Source organism: uncultured Winogradskyella sp., from assembly GCF_947496485.1.
Taxonomy (GTDB): domain Bacteria; phylum Bacteroidota; class Bacteroidia; order Flavobacteriales; family Flavobacteriaceae; genus Winogradskyella.
Genome location: NZ_CANMCZ010000002.1, coordinates 523,884 through 546,010, shown reverse-complemented (window position 1 = coordinate 546,010; position 22,127 = coordinate 523,884). Strand labels below are relative to the sequence as shown.

The 22,127-nt window shown below is 31.9% G+C and carries 18 protein-coding genes; 11 read left to right on the top strand and 7 right to left on the bottom strand.

The genetic code is table 11. The features are described 5' to 3' along the window. From Q0822_RS10185 to Q0822_RS10145, 9 genes are all read left to right on the top strand, one after another. Positions 1–2,919 (top strand): FAD-binding and (Fe-S)-binding domain-containing protein, encoded by a 2,919-nt coding sequence (locus Q0822_RS10185; protein WP_299123149.1) that lies wholly within the window; start codon positions 1–3, stop codon positions 2,917–2,919. A gap of 48 nt (positions 2,920–2,967) precedes the next feature. Beyond that, positions 2,968–4,032, top strand: coding sequence for a chorismate synthase (gene aroC, locus Q0822_RS10180; protein WP_299123144.1), 1,065 nt, complete (start codon positions 2,968–2,970; stop codon positions 4,030–4,032). A 1-nt stretch (position 4,033) separates the two neighbouring features. Then, positions 4,034–4,537: a hypothetical protein gene (locus Q0822_RS10175; RefSeq protein ID WP_299123143.1), complete on the top strand. Its 504-nt coding sequence runs from the start codon at positions 4,034–4,036 to the stop codon at positions 4,535–4,537. Positions 4,538–4,585: 48 nt separating this feature from the next. Then, positions 4,586–5,911: a dicarboxylate/amino acid:cation symporter gene (locus Q0822_RS10170; protein ID WP_299123142.1), complete on the top strand. Its 1,326-nt coding sequence runs from the start codon at positions 4,586–4,588 to the stop codon at positions 5,909–5,911. Between the two features lie 67 nt (positions 5,912–5,978). After that, entirely contained in the window at positions 5,979–7,016 is a 1,038-nt protein-coding gene (gene gshB, locus Q0822_RS10165) for a glutathione synthase (RefSeq protein WP_299123141.1), read from the top strand. 50 nt (positions 7,017–7,066) lie between these two features. Beyond that, positions 7,067–7,915: a sulfurtransferase gene (locus tag Q0822_RS10160; protein ID WP_299123140.1), complete on the top strand. Its 849-nt coding sequence runs from the start codon at positions 7,067–7,069 to the stop codon at positions 7,913–7,915. Further along, the gene (locus Q0822_RS10155; protein ID WP_299123139.1) at positions 7,887–8,222 is read left to right on the top strand and encodes a hypothetical protein; all 336 of its coding nucleotides are present in this window, start codon (positions 7,887–7,889) and stop codon (positions 8,220–8,222) included. Before Q0822_RS10160 ends, Q0822_RS10155 begins: the two co-directional genes overlap by 29 nt. Next, entirely contained in the window at positions 8,222–9,052 is an 831-nt protein-coding gene (locus tag Q0822_RS10150) for an N-formylglutamate amidohydrolase (RefSeq protein WP_299123136.1), read from the top strand. Before Q0822_RS10155 ends, Q0822_RS10150 begins: the two co-directional genes overlap by 1 nt. Beyond that, positions 9,052–10,212 (top strand): flavohemoglobin expression-modulating QEGLA motif protein, encoded by a 1,161-nt coding sequence (locus Q0822_RS10145; RefSeq protein WP_299123134.1) that lies wholly within the window; start codon positions 9,052–9,054, stop codon positions 10,210–10,212. Before Q0822_RS10150 ends, Q0822_RS10145 begins: the two co-directional genes overlap by 1 nt. Positions 10,213–10,519: 307 nt before the next feature. Here Q0822_RS10145 and Q0822_RS10140 read toward each other — a convergent pair whose 3' ends face one another. From Q0822_RS10140 to Q0822_RS10130, 3 genes are all read right to left on the bottom strand, one after another. Then, a complete protein-coding gene (locus Q0822_RS10140; RefSeq protein ID WP_299123132.1) occupies positions 10,520–12,631 on the bottom strand; it encodes a mucoidy inhibitor MuiA family protein in 2,112 nt (703 codons plus the stop codon). A gap of 371 nt (positions 12,632–13,002) precedes the next feature. After that, positions 13,003–13,425 (bottom strand): DUF393 domain-containing protein, encoded by a 423-nt coding sequence (locus Q0822_RS10135; RefSeq protein WP_299123130.1) that lies wholly within the window; start codon positions 13,423–13,425, stop codon positions 13,003–13,005. A 22-nt stretch (positions 13,426–13,447) separates the two neighbouring features. After that, positions 13,448–15,316: a tetratricopeptide repeat protein gene (locus Q0822_RS10130; RefSeq protein WP_299123129.1), complete on the bottom strand. Its 1,869-nt coding sequence runs from the start codon at positions 15,314–15,316 to the stop codon at positions 13,448–13,450. A gap of 386 nt (positions 15,317–15,702) precedes the next feature. Here Q0822_RS10130 and Q0822_RS10125 point away from each other — a divergent pair, with 386 nt between their 5' ends. Beyond that, the gene (locus Q0822_RS10125) at positions 15,703–16,251 is read left to right on the top strand and encodes a hypothetical protein (protein WP_299123127.1); all 549 of its coding nucleotides are present in this window, start codon (positions 15,703–15,705) and stop codon (positions 16,249–16,251) included. Positions 16,252–16,265: 14 nt separating this feature from the next. Here Q0822_RS10125 and Q0822_RS10120 read toward each other — a convergent pair whose 3' ends face one another. Next, positions 16,266–18,428, bottom strand: coding sequence for a DNA mismatch repair protein MutS (locus tag Q0822_RS10120; protein WP_299123122.1), 2,163 nt, complete (start codon positions 18,426–18,428; stop codon positions 16,266–16,268). A 107-nt stretch (positions 18,429–18,535) separates the two neighbouring features. Here Q0822_RS10120 and Q0822_RS10115 point away from each other — a divergent pair, with 107 nt between their 5' ends. Next, positions 18,536–19,207 carry a uracil-DNA glycosylase gene (locus Q0822_RS10115; RefSeq protein WP_299123119.1) on the top strand — a complete coding sequence of 224 codons (672 nt, stop codon included), beginning with the start codon at positions 18,536–18,538 and terminating at the stop codon, positions 19,205–19,207. Positions 19,208–19,467: 260 nt separating this feature from the next. Here the strand turns inward: Q0822_RS10115 and Q0822_RS10110 are convergent, their stop codons facing one another. From Q0822_RS10110 to Q0822_RS10100, 3 genes are read right to left on the bottom strand one after another with little or no spacing between them, the layout of a single operon-like run. After that, the gene (locus tag Q0822_RS10110) at positions 19,468–20,322 is read right to left on the bottom strand and encodes a substrate-binding domain-containing protein (protein ID WP_299123117.1); all 855 of its coding nucleotides are present in this window, start codon (positions 20,320–20,322) and stop codon (positions 19,468–19,470) included. Then, positions 20,323–21,195: a nucleoside phosphorylase gene (locus Q0822_RS10105; RefSeq protein ID WP_299123116.1), complete on the bottom strand. Its 873-nt coding sequence runs from the start codon at positions 21,193–21,195 to the stop codon at positions 20,323–20,325. After that, complete coding sequence (locus Q0822_RS10100) at positions 21,185–22,126, bottom strand: DUF1835 domain-containing protein (protein WP_299123114.1); 942 nt, start codon at positions 22,124–22,126, stop codon at positions 21,185–21,187. Before Q0822_RS10100 ends, Q0822_RS10105 begins: the two co-directional genes overlap by 11 nt. Between the last annotated feature and the right edge of the window lies 1 nt (position 22,127).

Here is a 22,127-nt window from a genome sequence, read left to right as displayed (position 1 = left end):
ATGAGTCATAATAAAGCTTTAAATCATTTAAAAACCAATCTAAAAGGTGAACTTTGCGATGATGACTTAATGTTAAAACTCTATGCTACAGATGCTTCTGTGTATAGAAAATTACCTTTGGCTGTTGCTTTGCCTAAAGATAGGCAAGATATTAAGCTATTAATTGAGTTTGCAAAAACCAATAATACATCTTTGATACCACGAACAGCAGGTACGTCTTTGGCAGGTCAATGTGTTGGCGAAGGCATTGTGGTTGATGTTTCTAAATATTTTACAAGAATATTAGACATAAATGAATCTGAAAAAACTGTAACTGTTCAACCTGGTGTAGTAAGAGATGAGCTTAATAATTACCTAAAACCTTTTGGATTATTTTTTGGACCAAATACGTCAACCTCTAACCGTTGTATGATGGGCGGTATGGTTGGTAATAATTCTTCAGGTACAACATCAATTCAATATGGAGTGACTCGCGATAAGGTTTTGAGCTTAAAAACATTGTTGAGTGATGGAAGTGAAGTAGAATTCTCGAATTTGTCTATTGAAGCGTTTCAACAAAAATTAAGATTAGATAACCTTGAAGGAAAAATTTATCAGACCATATATAATGAATTAAAACCTGAAAGCGTTCAGAAACAGATACAAGATAATTTTCCAAAACCAGAAATACACAGAAGAAATACAGGTTATGCTATTGATGAATTGATTAAATCTGAAATTTTTTCAGATTCGGATTCTAAATTCAATATGTGCCAACTTTTGGCAGGAAGTGAAGGAACTCTTGCGTTTACAACTGAGATTACATTGCAATTAGATGCCTTGCCACCAGGTAAAAGTGCTATGGTTGCACTTCATTTTGAAAGTATTGAAAAGTGTTTAAAGTCCGTTACAACTGTGATGCAGCACAACTTGTATACTTGTGAAATGATGGATGATACCATTTTAAATCTTACTGAGCATAATAAAACACAGCAAGAAAATAGACAATTTATTAAAGGGCATCCTGCGGCCATTTTAATGTGCGAGTTAAAAGCTGGAACTGATGAAGCACTTCAATCTCAAATTGAAGGGTTTTTGCAAACGGTTGAAAACTCTAACATAAGCTATGCTTATCCTGTTTTAAAAAATGAAGCTATCGACAAAGCTTTGGAGTTGAGAAAAGCAGGTTTAGGTTTACTAGGTAATATTATAGGAGACAAAAAGGCAGTAGCTTGTATTGAAGATACAGCAGTAGCCTTAGACGATTTAGAAAGCTACATTACGGAATTTACAGCTTTAATGAAGTCCTACAATCAAAATGCAGTCTATTACGCACATGCTGGTGCAGGAGAACTGCACCTTAGACCAATATTAGATTTAAAACAATCTGAAGATGTAAAGCTCTTTAGAGAAATTACAACTGAGGTTTCCAAGTTAGTAAAGACTTATAAAGGCTCAATGTCTGGCGAACATGGTGATGGTATTGTGCGATCTGAGTTTATACCAATGATGATTGGTGATGCTCATTATGAAATTTTAAAGCGAATAAAATCAGCTTTTGATCCTGATACTATTTTTAATCCAGGGAAGATTGTAGCGTCTTATCCTATGGACAAAAATTTACGATATGAAGTTGATAGAGATGAACCAGAGATAGAGACACTTTTAGATTTTTCTAGCGCTCAGGGAATTTTGCGAGAAGCAGAAAAGTGTAATGGTTCTGGTGATTGTAGAAAATTACCAGAGTTTGGTGGAACAATGTGTCCAAGCTATAGAGCGACTCGAAATGAAAAAGATACCACGAGAGCAAGAGCAAACGCCTTACGTGAGTATTTAACCAATTCTGATAAAGCAAATAAGTTTAATCATGAAGAACTAAAAGATGTTTTCGACTTATGCTTAAGCTGTAAAGCTTGTGCTAGCGAATGTCCGAGTAGTGTTGATGTTGCAAGCTTAAAGGCTGAATTTCAGTACCAATATCAAAAAGCAAATGGTTTTAAGTTTAAGGATAAGTTTTTTGCCAATTCTACGAAGTATAATAAAATAGCTTCAAGCTTTCCTAAGCTTTTTAATGGATTGTTTCAGACTAAATTTATTTCTGGCTATATGAAGTTAGCTTTAGGTATCCATTCTAAGCGAAGCTTTCCAGAAATATCTAAACCTTTTTCTAAAATTGATTCGAAAGTTGAAACGGGAAATCAGAATATAAAAGCGATAAAAACGGTTTATTTATTTGTAGATGAATTCATTAATTATTTAGAATCTGATATTGCGCTAGACTCTAAACTATTACTTGATAAATTAAGATATAATGTATTTGTAATAAGTGATTTAGAAAGTGGAAGAAGTTTTTTGTCTAAAGGATTTTTAGAAGAAGCGAAAGTAATTGCTAATACCAACGTAAATTACTTTAAAGGAAAGTTAGATTCTGATAGTGTTTTAATCGGAATTGAACCTTCAGCGATACTCACATTTAAAGATGAATACCTAAGATTAGCAGACGATATAGATGCTGCAAAATCTATTGCTAAACATACATTTTTAATAGAAGAATTTATTCAGCAAGAAATTGAATTGGGTCATATTACCTCAGAGCAATTCACTAAAGAAGCAAAGTCTATTAAATTCCATGGCCATTGCCATCAAAAAGCATTATCAAACCAAAAATCTAGCTTTGATGTATTGAATCTACCTAAAAATTATAATGTAACAATCATTCCTAGTGGCTGCTGTGGCATGGCTGGTAGTTTTGGTTATGAAAAAGAACATTATGATATAAGTATGCAAATTGGTGAACAAACGTTGTTTCCTGCAATTAGAAAAGCTTCAGAAGACACTATAATTTCTGCAAACGGAACAAGTTGTAGACATCAAATAAAGGATGGTACAAGCAAAATAGCCAAGCATCCTATAACTATTCTAAAAGAAGCTTTAATTTGATTTCCTTTTTTCTAATAATACAATTACATTAGCATAAAATATTGTTTAATGGCAGGAAATTCCTTCGGAAAATTATTTAAGCTCACAACATTTGGTGAGTCTCATGGAGTCGCAATTGGTGGTGTTATCGAAGGTTGTCCTTCAGGATTAAAACTCGATTTAGAAGCTATTCAAAATGAATTAAATAGACGCAAACCTGGTCAGTCTAAAATTGTTACACAACGAAAAGAACCAGATACCGTAGAGTTCTATTCGGGTATTTTTGAAGGTGTAACAACAGGAACTCCAATTGGGTTTGCTATTCACAATACCAATCAAAAATCAAAGGATTACTCTCATATTAAGAACGTATATCGTCCGAGTCATGCGGACTATACTTACGACAAAAAATACGGTGTTAGAGATTACAGAGGTGGTGGACGAAGCTCTGCACGCGAAACTGCATCTAGAGTTGTTGCAGGCGCTATAGCAAAGCAACTGTTAGCTTCTATTAAAATAAATGCATTTACATCTTCTGTAGGTGATGTTTTTCTTGATAAACCATACCAAGATTTAGATTTTTCAAAGATAGAATCTAATGTTATTCGCTGTCCTGATGAAGCCACAGCAGAGCAGATGATTTCTAAAGTTCAAGAGATTAAAAAGCAAGGAGACACAATTGGCGGTACAATTACATGTGTATTACAAAATGTCCCTGTAGGTTTAGGCGAACCTGTTTTTGATAAATTACATGCAGAACTCGGAAAAGCAATGCTTTCTATAAATGCAGTAAAGGGATTTGAATACGGAAGTGGATTTTGTGGTGCAAGAATGAAAGGAAGTGAGCATAACGATTTGTTCAACGAAGATGGAAGTACAAAAACCAATTTATCGGGTGGAGTACAAGGAGGTATCAGTAATGGAATGGATATTTACTTTAGAGTTGCTTTTAAACCAGTCGCAACAGTGATTCAAAAACAAGATGCTTTAGATAGTTCTGGGAATATCGTAGAAATGCAAGGTAAAGGAAGACATGATCCTTGCGTAGTACCAAGAGCAGTGCCAATTGTTGAGGCTATGGCAGCATTGGTTTTAGCAGATTATGTTTTGTTGGATAGAGTTAGTAGATTATAATATGAGTCCAAAGGATTTTTTTAGAATTGTAATCAAACTCACCGCTTTATTCGTCATATGTTTTGGTATAGTGCCTGTTATGGCAAATCTGTTTTTTATAACAGGTTATGAATTCTCTATCGAGATGGCTATTGTATTATTGATTGTAATTATGATTTTTGTTCTATTTGTTATTGCTATCTTGAATAGGCCTGATAAAATAATAGGGTTTTTCAAATTAGATCAAGGATTCGATTCTGATAGTTTTAATTTTTCAAATGTAGAGTCTAAATATATCATTGAGATAGCTTGTGCAATTATTGGATTAATATTTATCTTATCAAGTACACCAAAAGTCTTATATGAAGCATTTATGTACTTTAAATATAATGTATCATATGAATCATCTGGACCATTTTCTTTAGACCTATATAATGAAAGGGAATTTTATATTGAAATTATTTTTCTCATTCTAGGCCTAATCGTTTTAAATTACAGAAAGTGGATTAGTGAAAAATTAGGATAGAATTTTATTGATTTTGACCCTAGAATACAAAAAGAAAAGAAAAAAAGGATGAAAAAACTAGCATTACATTGGAAAATTATTATTGGAATGGTTCTCGGAATCATTTTTGGTTTTATAATGAACTCCTTTTCAGGTCAGCAATTTGTAACGGATTGGATCGCACCTTTCGGAACCATATTTATTAATCTTCTGAAGCTAATTGCAGTTCCATTAATCTTAGCATCTTTAATCAAAGGAATTTCAGACTTAAAGGATATTTCTAAAATTAAAAGTATGGGCTTACGGACTATTGCCATTTATGTTGGGACAACAGTCGTAGCAATTGTCATTGGCTTATCTATAGTTAATTTTGTAAAACCAGGCACAGGTATGCCACAAGAAACCATCGAAAAGATTAAATTAAAATATGAAAATGATGCTGGTGTTACCGACAAATTAGCGAAAGCTACCGCACAAAAAGATGCTGGACCTTTACAAGCTTTGGTTGATATATTTCCTAGTAATATTTTTCAAGCTATGGGAGAAGCTAAAATGCTACAGGTTATCTGTTTTGCTTTATTAGTTGGTATATGCTTGCTACTTATTGGAGAAAAGAAAGCGAAACCATTAATAGACTTTTTTGATTCGCTTAATGAAGTCATAATGAAAATGGTGGATTTAATCATGCTCTTTGCTCCATATGCTGTCTTCGCTTTAATGGCAAATGTGATCATTGCATTTGATGATACCGAAATATTACTCAAATTAGTACAATATGCGTTATGTGTTGTTGGTGGTCTTATTTTAATGATTGGTTTCTATATGCTTTTGATAAAATTTGTTACCAAAAAATCACCACTTTGGTTTTTAAATAAGCTGAGTCCAGCACAATTATTAGCGTTTTCTACCAGTAGTAGTGCCGCAACATTACCTGTAACTATGGAACGCGTAGAAGAGCATTTGGGCGTAGATAAAGAAGTTTCTGGTTTTGTGCTACCTGTTGGTGCAACCGTTAATATGGATGGTACAAGTTTATATCAAGGTATTGCAGCTGTATTTATAATGCAAGTGATCTGGCCAGAAGGATTAACTTTTACGAATCAGTTAATTATTGTTTTAACAGCGCTTTTAGCTTCAATAGGTAGTGCTGCTGTGCCAAGTGCAGGTATGGTAATGTTGGTTATTGTGTTAGAATCAATTGGATTTCCTGCTGAGTTATTGCCAATTGGCTTAGCCTTAATTTTTGCAGTAGACAGGCCATTGGATATGTGCAGAACAGTAGTCAATGTTACTGGTGATGCCACAGTTTCTATGATTGTAGCCAAATCCCTTGGGAAGCTGCACGATGACCCTAAACCAAAAGAATGGGATGACAATTATGAGGCGGTGAAGTAAATTTTTCTTCTTCGCTAAAAGTTGTTAACTTTATTGAATTCTTAATAATCAACCAAAATTTATTAGAATGAACATATGCTTTATAATGTATCCTTGGGAGAATATTGATGCCGAAAATGATACAAGTCTTGCCTTAATAAAAGAATGTGTAAAACGAGGGCATGGAGTAGCCATGTGCACTCCAGCCAATCTCACTATTAGAGATAGTGTTACTAATGCCTTTTGTAATGTCATTGGTAGAATGGAAAAAGTGCCTTCTACTTTGAAATCCTTTTACAACAAAGCAAAACTAAGAGAAGAGATGTTGCCTTTGGCTGGTTTTGATGCTATTTTCTTTAGAGCAAATCCTCCACTAGATCCAATAATGCTAAATTTTCTTGATTCTGTAAAGGATGATGTCTTTATAGTGAATTCGTTACAAGGCATGCGAGAAGCTAATAATAAATTATATACAGCAGCTTTTGGTGATGCGCATAGCAATATCATACCGAACACGCATGTATCCAAAAATAAACGATATTTAGTACAGCAGATTAAAGAATCTAAAGCTGATAAGATGATTTTAAAGCCACTGAACGGTTTTGGTGGTTCCGGAGTGATTCTTATTGAAAAATCTGCTATGAATAATATTAATTCATTGCTAGATTTTTATATTACAAGTGGTGATGGTGAGTCTAATTATGTAATTCTACAAGATTATATTGAAGGTGCAGATCAAGGAGATGTCCGTATTTTACTCCTGAATGGTGAACCTGTTGGTGCCATGAGACGAATTCCAGGAAGTGATGATCATAGATCAAATGTTTCAGCAGGTGGTAGTATAGCTAAACATTCGTTAACAAAAGCAGAGAAAGCGCTTTGCAAACAAATAGGACCAAAATTAGTTAAAGACGGTTTATATTTTGTTGGTATAGATGTTATCGGAGGCAAATTAGTAGAAGTCAATGTGATGTCACCAGGTGGAATTACCTATATCAATAAAGTCTATAAAAATAAGACTAAAGTAGAGGAAAAGGTTATTGACTTTTTAGAAAGTAAAGTTTTAGATCAACTTCAAGCTTTTGATAGGCGTACTAGATTACGAAAAACAGTTGATGAGGCTTAGCCTGTTTTAGCAATAATTTAGAGAAAACAAAAAGACTATTTTCACAAAAAATGAAAACGACTCTTCTAAATTCATTATTAGTTTCAGTAGAATGGCTGAATGAAAATGATGAAGTTTCAAATCTAATTGTTTTAGATGCCACAATAAATAAGGTAATAGACAAGTCATCAATAAGATTACCTAAGGCTCGTTTTTTTGACATCAAGAAAAAATTTAGTGATGCATCTGCTCAATTTCCGAGTACACTTCCTAGTGCAGAACAATTTGAAAAAGAAGCTAGAGCGTTGGGAATCAATACTGATTCTATTATTGTAGTATACGATGACAAAGGCATTTATTCTAGTGCCAGAGCATGGTGGTTATTTAAAGCTTTTGGTTTTAAAAATATAGCAGTTTTAGATGGTGGATTACCAGAATGGCAAAAGCATAACTTTAGAGTGGAAAATTATAAAGATGAAATCTACACTCAAGGTAATTTTAAAGCAAAATATAATGACAGCTTAATGACAGATTTTATAGGTGTTAACGCATTAAGTAAAACTTCTGAAGCCTTAGTACTAGATGCACGTTCTGAAGCACGTTTTAAATGTCTGGTTGATGAACCAAGAGAAGGGTTAAGACGTGGTACAATTCCGAATTCAAAAAATTTACCCTATACATTATTATTCAATGGTTATAAATTAAAGACCAAAGAAGAACTTTCAATAATCTTTAATAACTTAGTAGAAGATAAGACTAAATTGGTGTTTAGCTGTGGATCTGGTATTACAGCTTGTATACTGGCTTTAGTTGCTTCAGTTTGTAATTATAATAATCTTATAGTCTATGATGGCTCATGGACAGAATATGGAACTTTAACTAAAAAAATAGATGAAAACAATAGATTGGACAAGAGATGAACTTGTAGCCTACATTTTGCTTTTTGCTGCTAATTCTGATTTTAAAGAAGATAACAAAGAGCGTAATGTCATTATTTCTAAAGTAGATATGGATACTTTTCAAGAAATACATGATGAGTTTGATAATGATAACGATTACCAAAGCATTAAAAAAATTATGGCAAGCTTAGAGCAACATAATTATGATAAAGATGATGTTGAACTGTTAATGGCAGATATTAAATCATTATTCTTCTCAGACGGAGAGTTCAATATTAATGAGCGCAATATGCTTAAATCTCTTAACCGATTATTTAAAACTTTATAATGGAAAGACTTTCAATAGATTCCATTATTTCTAAAATAGAATCAGAAGAGATTTTTCATACAGTTTCTGAAGATTACTCTTTCACCTTAAAAATAGATAAATACGTACCTTATGCATGTGCTGCTGTGCATGATGGTCACCAATTCAGAAGAGATCTTTGGGATAATTGTTTGCATACTGCATATGACAGATGGTACGAAGAAGATCCTGAAACAAAAAACATGGTCATTTCTCATCCTATTTTAATTGCTGGCTGCGACTCTAGATTCGAATATGATTTAAACAGAACTCCAGAGGAAGCAGTTTTTGAAACGGCTTGGGGAAAACAACTATGGAAACAGCCTTTATCAGAAGCAGAAAAAAAAGAAAGTCTCAAAAAACACACAAATTTCTATAAAGTCGTAGGCGCTTTAATTTCAAAACTCGAAGAAAAATTCGGAGTTTGTATAGTTTATGATATGCATAGTTATAATTGGCAACGCTGGGATAGGGAAGTACCAACTTGGAATTTAGGAACCTCTAATATAGATAATGAGCGTTTTGGAGAGCAAATAGAATCTTGGAGAAAAGCTTTGACTTCAATTAGATTACCTCATGGTATTAAGCAAACGGCGGAGATTAACAACACTTTTTATGGGAATGGATATTTTTTAAAATTCATTACCAATAACTTTAAAAATACTTTAGTTTTGGCAACCGAAATTGCTAAGGTGTATTGTGATGAATATAAGCAGATTAATTATCCTGAGGTAGTTGCAGCAGTAGAGCAACAATTACAAGCACTTTTGCCAAAACATGCTAACGAATTTTATACCAGGTTTAAAAACTAATGTCCCAAATAAAAACAACTGAAGAATTTCAAGATTTATTTGATATAGATAGTAATCTCAATCGATTAGTAAGAAATATTGAACTACTCAACTATGTCAACCCTTTAAATATAGCATCAGAAAGGAAGAAGTTTTATTCTTCTAAGTACAATTACGAACCAGAATTTAAATATCGAAAGATAAAATTCAATGGTTACAAATTACATCGCCTTTTTTTTTCACAACGTTTAGAACGCATAGAAGATGAAGATATAAGGCAATTATATGAAGATGTTATCTATGAATATTCAGGATTAATAGAATGTATTGAAACTATTGGTCATAGTAGAAAATTCTATTTCAATAGCTTAAAAAGCTTTGGAACACCGACTGAAAAGGATATTGAGAACGCTAAATTTATTTTGCGTTTTGATGACTCAGAGTTTAATGAGGAAATGCTACCAATGTATAATGCTGAAGAAGCAAGAAACTATTTTGATGACTTTTCTAAGCGATACAATTTTAAGTATAATATAAAGATCTCTAATAATCTCTCTGCTGCAGCAATGGTGCTAAATAACACCCAAACTTTGGTATTGAGAAAGAGCCATAAGTATAGCTTAAATCAGTTAAAAGTTTTAACCAATCACGAGATAGGTGTACATATGGTGACAACATTTAATGGATTAGAGCAACCTCTAAAAGTATTTTCAAACGGCTTACCAAACAATGTAGAAACACAAGAAGGATTAGCAGTTTATTCAGAATTTATGAGTGGCTGTTTAACGATTGAACGTTTAAAAGAACTAGCTTTTAGAGTTATTGCCGTAGATAGCTTACACAAAGGTTATAGTTTTTCTGATACGTTTCATTTATTACATAGTCAGCATAAACTCAATAGAGATAAAGCTTTTGTAATTACATTACGAGTACATAGAGGAGGTGGCTTTACTAAAGATCATCTGTATTTAAGAGGTTTACGAAACGTTTACAAATATGCGAAAGCAGGTGAAGATTTGGGTGTCCTACTAACTGGGAAAGTTACGATGCAGTATATACCAACCATAAAAAAAATGCAAAACCTTGGTCTGGCATTGCCTCCAAAGTATTTTACAGATGCTTATACTGAGAATAATAATTGCAATCCTAATTTGGATTTTATTTTAAAGAGTTTAAAATAGCAATATCTTTTGTTCTATGTGCAATCCAAGTGTCTTAGGATAAAACCTCAAAGCTAAATGTTCCGTCCATCATTTTCATTGATACTAAAAAGAGTTTAGACAATTCTCTTTTTAGAATTCGACTCATTCCTAACTAACTGAAGTTAGGGTCAAACTAACATCATCTTACTTTGAGGTTTGCATTACCAACTTGAGCTAAAACCATTAACTTAAAAGCTCACATCTAAAGTATCACAGATAAAAGCATAAAAAAACCAATACTGAGTGTATTGGTTTTTTGAGTAAGTATATATGCTGTTTCAGTGAGTTAGAGATTAACTCGTTTTCCTTTAGGATACTTTACAGAATAAGAATATTTTACTTTATCTGTCTCACCAGACTTTAAATTGAGAATCCATTTTAATAATCCTTTCTCTTTATCATAAACCGCAGTGCCTGTTTCTATGTCATCTATTTTAATATCTCTGTTTTGGCTCTTCGGAATGCGATCATAAAGTGAAAGTTGAATATCAGACTGTTTATTGTTTTTAATTTCAATCTCAAAACCTTTATGTACTATTTTGTTGTTGCCAATGAAAGAGGTTTTTTTAAAGTCATTAAGTTGTGTACGTTTTATAATAATATTAGGATCTACACCAAGTGAAATAGTTAAACTATCTGCTATTGCACCTGGATTTATATTTGTTTTGCCAGAGTAACTACCTTCAAAATAGACATTCGCTTCTGCAGGTAATAAATTGTATTGTTCCCAATTTCCAATTTTAGCTGTTAAGAATACATTTTCATTAAGCACAGGTGCTGCAAAATAATCATAAGTTGCTGGTACACTAAATTGATCGATTTCAATGACAGTAACATCTCCATCTGAAGGGATTGTGTATTTCTTGTCAATCTCGAAACGCGTGTTTGTGATTCCTGTTTCGATAACGACTCCAAGCTCATTAACTCGTTTTTGAGATGTATTTTTAGTACTAATAAGAATCACACCATTAGACCCTCTGCTTCCGTAAATTGCAGTTGCACTGGTATCTTTCAATATTTCAATAGATTCTATACTATTTGGATCAATATTTCTGGCTGCACTTGCTTTTATAGGAACACCATCAACAACATAAATTAAGTTACTTCTACTTTTAACAGAACTAGCACCTCTAATTTTTACACCTGAAGCTTTACCGTATAAACTACTAACAATATCTTCAGATTTTACAGTAGCTACAGCACCTGTATTAGTGTACTTAGAAGTAGTTCCATAGCCAATAACCACAACTTCATCTAATGCAGCGTCATTATCTAATGCAACATTCATTATACTAGAATGTATTGGTAATTCTTCAGTTTTCATACCTACATAAGAATAAGCCAAAGTATTTCCTTTAGTAGTTTTTAAGGTATACCTACCATCAAAATCAGTTTGTGCACCATTGCTAGTACCCTTTTCAATAACACTTGCACCTGGCAATGGCAAACCATCATCTGAAGTTGTAACCACTCCAGAAACTGTTTTTACTAAGGGATTATATTTGTAATTATAACTTCGTGTTGCGCGTTGCGATTGGTAATTACTGTATGGACTTATAAAATTTAAATACTTAGGATTAACGATTGGTTTTTCATTATTTGTATTTGGGTCATTCGTAGAAAGTACTAAATTGACATCTGACCAATCACAACCAGAACTCTGAAAAACATGTGCTTTATATTCAAGGTTTATTGGACTATTAATTTTCTCCGCTTTTAAGTCGTAAATAGGAAACCAACCAGCATTTTTAATGTTGTAACTGATGTTTAAATTGAGTTCTGTTGCCTTATCACTATTCAACTTTAATTTTATTTCTCCTGTTTGCACTTTCTCATCGACATTAAATTCTGCAAGCTGTTTATTAATATTATTTTTTGTTTTTACGAAACTATTTATAGTATCGTAAGATGCATTGGTTTCAACTTTTAGTTCAGTAATTCTTGTTCTGTAGTATTTAGCGAATGTTTTTAGTTTTTCTAAGCTTACGACTTCGGTTTCATTTCCTAGTCTTTTATTGCTTTGAATAAGACTTAATTCTTCATTATAACCTGAAATTAAATCATTTTGATATTGAATTTTATCATCTAAAATTTTCAATTCATTTTGAAGTGCGGTAATAGAATCGCTTTGTTTTTGTTTAGAAAGATAATTGATGGCATAGTTAATTGATAAAATGGAAGCGCTTTTTAATCCTGAAATTTGAATACTACTTTCCTCAATTTGAGGAGACAATCCATTAAAGATAAATTCTGAAGTCCCAGAATTAAGATTTACTGTAGCTGTGCGATTAATTTCTGCTCCATCTAAATAGACCGTTACATCTTTAATCTTGCTTTCTTGCTGTGCGTTTGCGTATTGAAAGGCTAGAACAATCAATACTATTTTTAAGATTTTCATAATAGCTTTGTGTTTAGTTTAAACCAAAACTATTGTAATGCTTAGTCTAATTAAACCTCAAATGAGTGACTTGTATCAAATAAAACGTAAGTATAGCTTTTTAATTAGTCTATATTGTTTTTTAAATACACCTTACAGACGTTTTCTGCACGTTAACATTTTTAATCAATAATAAACTGTCGTATATCGAGTTTTTTCTATTAAAGTTAGCAAGTAAATTATATTTACGACGACAAAATTAATGTGCTATTAACTAATTCTTATTTCCCTCATGATAAGTGAATTGAAGAATTAAATTTTGTTACATTAAATTAGTTTTAAGTAAGTTGTTAATTTATAAAAGCCTTTTAGATGGATGCTAAAAGGCTTTTTTATGTAATAAATTTAGATTGTAATTCTGGAGTTGGAATCATACAAGACTCTTTTTTACCATACCATTTATAGCGGTTTTTTGCTACATAATCATAAACCCAATTTCTAATAAAAGTTGGAATTATAAAAAACACCACCAATAAATTTGAAGGAAAGCCTAAATATTTCGCTATATGAATTGCTGCTGAAGATTTGTACTTTATGGAGTTAGTCTCTGATTTATAAAGTAGAATCGAATCTGTTTTATTGGTGTCAATATTAAATTCTTCAACAACTTCTTTACCAATATCACTTTGTAATGGCGCAAATAAAAACTTATTTTTCTTATCGCGCTTTATAACATATAAGACGCTGCTATTGCAAAGGTTGCAAACGCCATCAAATAATATTAATTGCTTGTCTTTTGGAATGTCTTTAATCACTATGCAAAGATACGAGGTAGAGCTATAAAGTATTTAAAAATTGCGTTAAATCATCCTCTTTCCCAAGTGATAACTTCTTTTTAAGACGATATTTGGATTTAATAACACTGTCAGGTAATACATTGAGCATCGAAGCGATTTCTTTTGTTGTTAAATTCATTCTTAAGAAAGACGCTAAGCGAATTTCTTTTTCCGTAATATCCTCTGAAAGTACTTTAATTTTTTTGTCAAAGTTGTTATGCACTTCAGAAAAATAACTTTTAAAGACTTCCCAATCTTTATCTTCTGCACTTTCTTTTTTAAGTAGCATTACCAATCGTCTAAATTCTACTTTAAATAGTTCTGGTGATTTTTTAATTTTTTCAAGATTTTCTTTCATCTCTTGAATGAAAGTACTTTTTTGAACTAAATGAAGAGTCTGTGATGCCAATTCTTTCTTCTTGAAGGCAATTTCCTTTCTATATATTTCCTCTTGCTTTTCGCGTTCTATTTTGTTTTTCTTTATTCGCTGTTTAAACCCAAAATAGAGTAGTCCTGCTATTGCTAAAAACGAAAACATGCCAATGCCATAGAGCGTTTTGGTAAGTTTATCGTTTTCTGCTTGGACATTCAATGTTTTAATTTCTTCGTCTTGCAATGCTATTTCAGCCTCTTTCTGCTCTGTTTTATGTATAATCCTTAATTCATTAATTTTAGATATATTCTTCTTCTTAAATGTAGAATCTTGGATTTTCTTATATAATTCATAACTGGCTAAGGAGGCTTTGTAGTTATCTTGAAGCTTGTAAGTTTCGGACTTGATTAAATGTATACTAGTTTCGTTTTCTAGCAAAAGATTTTTGTCACTCATTAAGCTATCTAATAGATGATGCGTTTTAGTATAGTTACCTATTGCCTTATAGTATTTGGCTAATCTCATGTTAGAATATAATACCATTGCATCATAACCTATTGAATTTGCAATGTCTTTGCACTCATCAATTAGTGTCTTTGCCTTTTCAAAATCTTTGGCTTCCATATAAATATCGATAAGATGAGATTTACTAACAATAAGAATAGATTTATACCCATTTGGTTCTGCAATACTGATGCTTTTATTAAAGTATTGTTTTGCTGACTCATAGTCCTTTTTGAATTTATAAGAAATTCCAATAATATTACAAATTTGAGATTGATACTCAATATCTTCAAATTCTTCATAAATCTTTAAAGCTTGCTTGCTATAAACAATTGAAGAATCAAAATTCTCTAATGAATTCTCAATAACAGCAATCTTGTTTAGTGCATCAGCTATTCTAATCTCTTTGTTTAAAGCCTTGACAATTTCTAAACTATGCAATGCGCTTTTTAAGGCAATTTCATATTGTTCTCTTTGAATATATATTGAACATTCTAAATCATATGATAATGCTATTGCTAAGGAGTCTTTCCTTTTTTTATTGAACTCTAGATTTTCAGAATTGATTTTCTCAGCTACATCTAAATTATTAAGCGATATCTCTAAATTGGCTAAACTATGTCGTGATATCGATTGTTGCTCTAAATGGTTAATTTCTTTGGACAACTTTAGAGTTTTGTTTATATAAAATCTTGCAGAATCATGCTGACTTAAGATATTATAGATTACGGCTATATGATGAGAAGCTTTTATTTTGTAGTCAATCTCATTCAAGTGGTTTGCTAAATTTTGCTGCTTAAAAGCGTATGATTTTGCTTTTTGTATATCTCTGTAGAGGTAATGCGATGTTATTCTATTAACCGCTTTTAATTTAATACTATCAACTTTAGTAGTTGTATAGATATTTAATAGACTATCTATTTTGCTTTGTTTCTGAGCAAAACTCTTAAAAGAAATAAGAAAGAGTATTAGAAAACTGTACCGAAAAATCATGATTAGATATTAAAGTTATATACTAACGAAGTTAGCTAAATTTAAAACGCCATGGACATTGATACTTCCGTTTATGGTAGTTTCTAAAACATCTTGTCCACCTATTGTCCACAAGAAACATTAAAATTAAAATATTTAAATCATTGATTATAAGCATTTTAAATTATTTTTTGTTTCGTGTATATGATTGAGAATATATGGTTTTTCAATAATGATGTCCATGGTTTGTCCATACTCAAAATTAGATTCCAGGCGTTTTGGTCTCTAGTTTTGACATGTCGAAGAACGACAAAAACATTTTTGTGGTGTCTTATTTTGGATAAGGCTGCAGACTTACCAATCTAAGATCACTACAGAATAATTAAACCCACAAAAACATATTTATTATGAAAACAAATGATTTTATTTTTAAAAGAGTAGTACTAACTTTTTTTGTAATCTTATTCGTATCCTTTTTTAGCTGTTCTACAGAAGAAGATGGAGAGAATTTGTCAGATGAGCCAACGGAAATTACATTCCAGATCGATTTAGTTAAAATGTATGCGACCGATATAAAGGATGGTGAAGGTGGTAGACTTGAAATTGCTGGAGTTATAAGGGCTCGAATAAGCTCAAACACCGATGTTACACAAGAGACTGAAACTTTATTGTATGAGTCTGCTAATGATCCTTTACATGTAACTTATGATGATGTGACGCTTGGTTCTCGAGGTTTTTTTACTGTTGCACCAGATTACCGCGACTATAGTTATTTTTCTATGGTAGGCAGTATGACTGAAGTAGATTCGTCTCCTAGTAATCCTAATGAATTTATGGGCGATATCAATGTCACTATCGATTTGTTAACTATTACTGAAACACAAGAATTTATACTTCAGTTTAAAGAAAGTGGCGGGCAACATGTTGAAGTAGTATACACAATTACACGTTTGTAGTTTAAATGAAGTTTTTATTTAGCCTCAACCAACTCTAATAAATCCAAGCTAACGTTAGTTGTAAACATCCCATAATTAACGTTAGCTTTTCCTTTTTCTATTGAATCAATACTGCCAACAGCTTTACCATCATGCATACGCACACGATCACCAACTTTTAAAATTGGTTTTGGCTTCTCTACTTTAACTTCTTTCTTTTTAGCAGCCTTTTTCTCTTTGCGGATAACTTCTACTTTTTTCTCAGCTTCTTGTTTTATCTGCTTTTCTTTAGCTTTTTCAGCACGTTTTTGTTTTGCAGATACTTTTTTGCGTTTTGAGTTTTCTATTTGAACGAGTCTGAACAACTCAGCCATCAACTCTCGCTTTTTCTTATTATCCTGAAATTTTTCGGCAAGATCATTTACTTTTTGTCCTAAGTAAATTAAGCGTTGATTACTATCATATAATTCTTGAAAGCTTTCTAGCTTTTTTTGAATTTTTACATTGGTTTCTTCCAGTTTTTCTGCTTCAGAGAGCTTCTTCTTTTCGTTTACCTTAAGTGATTGTTCAGTTTTTTCTAATCGACTTCTTTGCTTTTGAAGCTTTGCAATAGTGGCATCAAACCTTACTTTGCCACGTTCAATTTTCTTTTTAGACTTGTTGATTAAGCTATAAGGAATCCCGTTCTTCTGAGCTACCTCAAAAGTAAAAGAGCTTCCTGCTTGTCCGGTAACCAATTTGTACATAGGTTCTAAGCTCCGCTCATTAAATAGCATATTAGCATTTTGCATGTAAGGTAACTCATTAGCCAAAAGCTTTAAGTTAGAGTAATGGGTTGTTATGATACCAAAAGCTTCACGTTCATAAAAAACTTCTAAAAAAGTTTCAGCTAAAGCACCACCAAGCTCTGGATCACTTCCTGTACCAAACTCATCAATTAAGAATAAGGTCTTAGAATTGCACTTTCTCAAGAAGTAATTCATCTGCTTTAAGCGATAACTATAAGTACTTAAATGATTTTCTATGGATTGATTATCACCAATATCACTAAGAATTCGATCAAACAAACAAACTTTGCTACGCTCATGTACAGGAATTAGCATACCGCTTTGTATCATCGTTTGTAGTAAACCAACTGTTTTCAAGGTAATACTTTTACCTCCAGCATTTGGTCCGGAAATCACAATAATTCTACTGCTCTTTTCTAACCCTATAGTTTGCGGAAATGTCTTTTCGCCTTTTTCTTTATTAGTTAAATAGAGTAGAGGATGATAAGCATCTCGCAAATACATACTCCGTTCTTTTGAAAATTCTGGTAAAATAGCATTGATGCTTTTTGCATACTTTGCCTTTGCAGAAATGACATCTATTTTGGTGAGAAAGTCTTGATAGTTTTTTAAAAGTGGTAAGAATGTGCGAATATAATCTGTAAGTTCTTTTAAAATCTTTATAACTTCTTCTTTCTCTTCGTACTCTAAGTTATTGAGTTCTCTAGAATATTGGAGTGTGGTTTCGGGTTCTATGTAAACAATACTTCCAGTTTTGCTTCCACCCATTATGGCACCTTTTACTTTTCGGCGATACATCGCTTTAACGGCGAGTACGCGTTTATTGTCCACAACAGATTCTCTAATGTCATCTAGATATTCTAACTTATGATAAGTGTTTAATGCTGAAGAAAAACTACTATTAATCTTACCTTTTAATTTGTTGATAGATTGTCGCAATTCAGAAAGTAGAGGTGACGCATCATCTTTTATGTCACCAAAGCGGTCTACAACAACATCAACTTGTTCTATAATAGCTTTTGTGATTTCTATATTCTTGCTATATAGACTAAGGTTTGGGTAATACTCATTAAATTTTTCTAAAAACTTTAAAATAGAATTAGTAGTTAATGAGATGCTTACCAATTTTTGAAAACTAGAAACTTCGAGATACGTATTTTCTATTTTAAGAAGCTTTAACTCTTTAGCTATAGTTTCAAATCCATGATTAGGAATTCTGTTATCATTATCAAAGGATGACAGATATTCATTAACGTAATCAAGCTCAAGTAGAAGTTGTTCTTCTGACTCAATAGGTAGTATACTCAATACGGCTTTGTTACCCAAAGTTGTAATGGTATGCTCGCTGACTTGATTTAAAACTGTAAAAAACTCAAGGTCTTTTAAAGTTTTTTCATGAATACGTATCATGATTTAATTTTAGTTTAAAGAGTTGCAAATTTAGGGTAAATACTGAGATATGCCTAATACCTTAAATTCCTTTTGTTATTCTTATTTTTGATCAAAATTTGAGATTAATGAACGTTGATATTCACCAAAGTTGGAAACCATATTTACAAGCTGAATTTGAAAAACCATATTTCAAAGATTTAGCTGATTTTGTGAAATCAGAATATAAAACTTATAAATGTTTTCCTAAAGGTTCTGATATTTTTAATGCTTTCAACCATTGCACTTTTAATGATGTTAAAGTTGTTATCATTGGTCAAGATCCATATCATGGTGTTGGTCAGGCCAATGGTTTATGTTTTTCAGTAAATGATGGCATTAATCATCCTCCTTCACTGATTAATATTTTCAAAGAAATTGAACAAGATTTAGGTATTGATTACCCACAGAGTGGGAATTTGATGCCATGGGCCGATCAAGGAGTACTTCTTTTAAATGCGACTTTAACAGTTAGAGCTCATCAAGCAGCTAGTCACCAAAACAAAGGTTGGGAACAATTTACAGATGTAGTAATTAAAACAATAAGTGACGAAAAAAGTAATGTTGTTTTTTTGCTTTGGGGTGGATTTGCCAAAAAGAAAAAGAAACTTATTGATACATCTAAAAATTTTGTTTTAGAAACTGGTCATCCCTCTCCATTGAGTGCAAATAGAGGATATTGGTTTGGAAATAAACATTTTAGTAAAACTAACTCCCAGTTGGAGCAAGTTGGCTCGTCGGTAATTGAGTGGAAACTGTAGTAGGTTTTTTTTCTGCTTTTGCGAAAGGTGGTTTCCTTTTATCGAGCTTTTTAGGTGTTTTATTACAACTAAAAATTAATAATAAAAAGTTGAATGCAACTAAAGAAAATAAAATCAGAATTATGTTAATAATCATATTAATCTGGTAGTTGTATTAATAGCTTGAGATTCAGTTATCTCAAATATAATTAAATTTTTGAAATAGAAAAAGTTATAAGGATAAAGTGTATAATTCTTACTTTTTGAGTATTAAATAGTATTCAAATTTTATGAATTAGTTCCGAATAGTCCGCTTTTCTAGGAATTATATTTAAATCAAAAAGTTGCTCCTGTACATTTTTAATGGTTTTCTTATCTATGACTTCTTGTGACCATTCAGTTAAGGATAACCATTCTTGCACATCTTCTAATTCTTGTTCATAACGATTAGCAATCGTTTTATCAATTCTCGGAATAGATTTAAATTCTGATGTAGTTTGATTAATAATATCTAAAATTGTTTTTAAATCATCTTCATTATTTTCAATAAATTCTTCGCGCACTGCAATAACAAAGCATGGCCAAGGAGAAGGACAGTTATCTATACGTCTAAATATACCATCATCTACCAAAGGCTTGGTGGTAAATTTTTCCCACATAAAGTAGTCTGCATCACCGTTAGTAAGTCCATCAACAGCTCCATCTAAATTTCTAATGACTTCAAATTTTAAATCCTTGTCTAAGTTCCAATCATTATTTTTGGCATTAATATATGCCATAAGATGGGAGCCAGAGCCATATCTACTAATCGCTGCTCTTGTGCCTTTTATATCTGCCGTAGTTTTAAATTTTGAATCTTCGGCAACATGAATTCCCCAAATTAAAGGTGTTTCCACAAAAGTCTGAACAATTTTTGATGGATTACCATCTATGATATCTTTTATAATACCTTCAGTAAGAATAACGGCTATGTCTATATCTCCACTACGCAATCCTTTACACATAGCGCCAGTACCACCATGATAGTCGTGCCAACGAAGATTAATGCCTTCGGCTTTATACTCGCCATTTTTAAGGGTTAAATACCAAGCTAAATTAAAATGTTCTGGTACGCCTCCTATGTTTACTTTCTTCATCTAAATATTCACAATACGCTCTAGGGCATATAAAATTAATTTTTCTATAGTCTTTTTTGGATCTTTACTAAAATCACCATTTGCTCTATTCGCAATAATGGCATTTAAAGACAATGCTTCGTGTCCTAATAACTTAGACAATCCATAAATTACAGAAGTCTCCATTTCAAAATTTGTAATTCTGAAATTTTTATAACTAAAATTGTCCAATTTTGAATTCAATGTAGGATCATGAAGTGGTAATCTTAGAACCCTTCCTTGTGGTCCATAAAAGCCGCCAGCTGTCCCTGTCATACCTTTAAATATCTTTTCACTTTCAAAATATTTTTCTAAATACTTACTGTTATTAATGATAATCGGTCTAGCTTTATTCTTATCCCAATTGGTATGTTTTATAAATGCATCTTCTATTTCTGGATTACTTATACCATCTATTTGATAAAAATGTAACATACCATTTATATCTAATCCATGCGTACTCATTACAAAACCATCTACAGGTATATCTGCCTGTAGTGAACCTGACGTACCGATTCTAATAATGTTTAAACTCGTTAACTCAGTTTTAGGTTTGCGAGTATTTAAATCAATGTTAACCAAGGCATCGAGTTCGTTCAATACTATATCTATGTTATCAGGTCCAATTCCAGTAGATAAGACTGTAATACGTCTATCTTTATAATAACCTGTTTGAGTCTTAAATTCGCGTTTTTGAGTACTAAACTCTACACTGTCAAAATGTTTAGTTATTTTTTCAACTCGATCTTGGTCACCAACAAATATGATGGTGTCTGAGATATCTTCAGGCTTTAGATTTAAGTGGTAAACACTACCATCTGGATTTAGTATTAATTCTGAATCTTTAATCGACATTCATTATGGTTTTAATCAGTTTATTCTGCTCTACACTAAATTGAAATTCTAAGCGTTCAACACCTCCATAAGACATATCATTACCAATTTCAGCAGCAAAATTATTTTGCCTCAATAATGCTTTATGTCCTTTTCTATTAAGTTTTAATTCAGATTCAGATTCATCAAAAAAGATAGAAAGCTTATCAATAATACGTTTCATCTGTGTATCTCCAAAACCATAATAACCTTGATAATTAAGGCTATAACCTAGGAGATGGTGATATGATTTAATCTGATTATCTCTAACAAGTCTAAGAATGTTATCCTCTAGTACACTAAGTCCACTTTTTTGATGAGGAAAGCGTTTTAAATGTGCCTTTAAGCAATTAGTCATGTATTTAAAACTGGATTTTGTAACAATGTATGGCTTTAAAATATTGTGGTCTTTGCCACAATAGGTGCGCCATAAAGCAATTGTTAAATCAATATCATCTTGTGTTAAAAGTATTTTATTTCGGTAGTGAGAATTTAGTTGTTCAGGACTCAATTCTCCTAAAGCTTTTAAATTTTTCTCACCTTCTACGCGTCCGCTACAAATATGGTATAACGGTTTGTTGATTTCTTTTTGATGTAGTAAATTAATGACACCAATTAGATTGATATGACAGAACAAATCATACTCAAACCACAAATTAATTTCATCATATTCATCTGCCTGATCTAATTTGGATAATTCATCTTGAAGCTCTTTAGAATTAACTTCTATATCATAATAAGATTTTAAAAACTCTCTTCTTAAATCAAAGAATTCCTTAGAATCTATTTTAGGTATTGTCGGTCCTTCGCATAACATTTCTTGCCAAGTTAGAATGTCATCAGTAAAATCGAGTTCTCTTAAGTATTCCGTTAGAACACTACCATTGGTAATATGAAGTATGCGTTTTCCCATA

Bases quoted from the DNA above. Each gene is read 5' to 3' on its own strand.
- Q0822_RS10170 (WP_299123142.1), top strand. From the start codon at position 4,586: ATGAAAAAACTAGCATTACATTGGAAAATTATTATTGGAATGGTTCTC.
- aroC (WP_299123144.1), top strand. From the start codon at position 2,968: ATGGCAGGAAATTCCTTCGGAAAATTATTTAAGCTCACAACATTTGGT.
- Q0822_RS10130 (WP_299123129.1), bottom strand. From the start codon at position 15,316: ATGATTTTTCGGTACAGTTTTCTAATACTCTTTCTTATTTCTTTTAAG.
- Q0822_RS10115 (WP_299123119.1), top strand. From the start codon at position 18,536: ATGAACGTTGATATTCACCAAAGTTGGAAACCATATTTACAAGCTGAA.
- gshB (WP_299123141.1), top strand. From the start codon at position 5,979: ATGAACATATGCTTTATAATGTATCCTTGGGAGAATATTGATGCCGAA.
- Q0822_RS10125 (WP_299123127.1), top strand. From the start codon at position 15,703: ATGAAAACAAATGATTTTATTTTTAAAAGAGTAGTACTAACTTTTTTT.
- Q0822_RS10155 (WP_299123139.1), top strand. From the start codon at position 7,887: ATGAAAACAATAGATTGGACAAGAGATGAACTTGTAGCCTACATTTTG.
- Q0822_RS10110 (WP_299123117.1), bottom strand. From the start codon at position 20,322: ATGAAGAAAGTAAACATAGGAGGCGTACCAGAACATTTTAATTTAGCT.
- Q0822_RS10160 (WP_299123140.1), top strand. From the start codon at position 7,067: ATGAAAACGACTCTTCTAAATTCATTATTAGTTTCAGTAGAATGGCTG.
- Q0822_RS10150 (WP_299123136.1), top strand. From the start codon at position 8,222: ATGGAAAGACTTTCAATAGATTCCATTATTTCTAAAATAGAATCAGAA.
- Q0822_RS10185 (WP_299123149.1), top strand. From the start codon at position 1: ATGAGTCATAATAAAGCTTTAAATCATTTAAAAACCAATCTAAAAGGT.
- Q0822_RS10105 (WP_299123116.1), bottom strand. From the start codon at position 21,195: ATGTCGATTAAAGATTCAGAATTAATACTAAATCCAGATGGTAGTGTT.
- Q0822_RS10140 (WP_299123132.1), bottom strand. From the start codon at position 12,631: ATGAAAATCTTAAAAATAGTATTGATTGTTCTAGCCTTTCAATACGCA.
- Q0822_RS10100 (WP_299123114.1), bottom strand. From the start codon at position 22,126: ATGGGAAAACGCATACTTCATATTACCAATGGTAGTGTTCTAACGGAA.
- Q0822_RS10175 (WP_299123143.1), top strand. From the start codon at position 4,034: ATGAGTCCAAAGGATTTTTTTAGAATTGTAATCAAACTCACCGCTTTA.
- Q0822_RS10145 (WP_299123134.1), top strand. From the start codon at position 9,052: ATGTCCCAAATAAAAACAACTGAAGAATTTCAAGATTTATTTGATATA.
- Q0822_RS10120 (WP_299123122.1), bottom strand. From the start codon at position 18,428: ATGATACGTATTCATGAAAAAACTTTAAAAGACCTTGAGTTTTTTACA.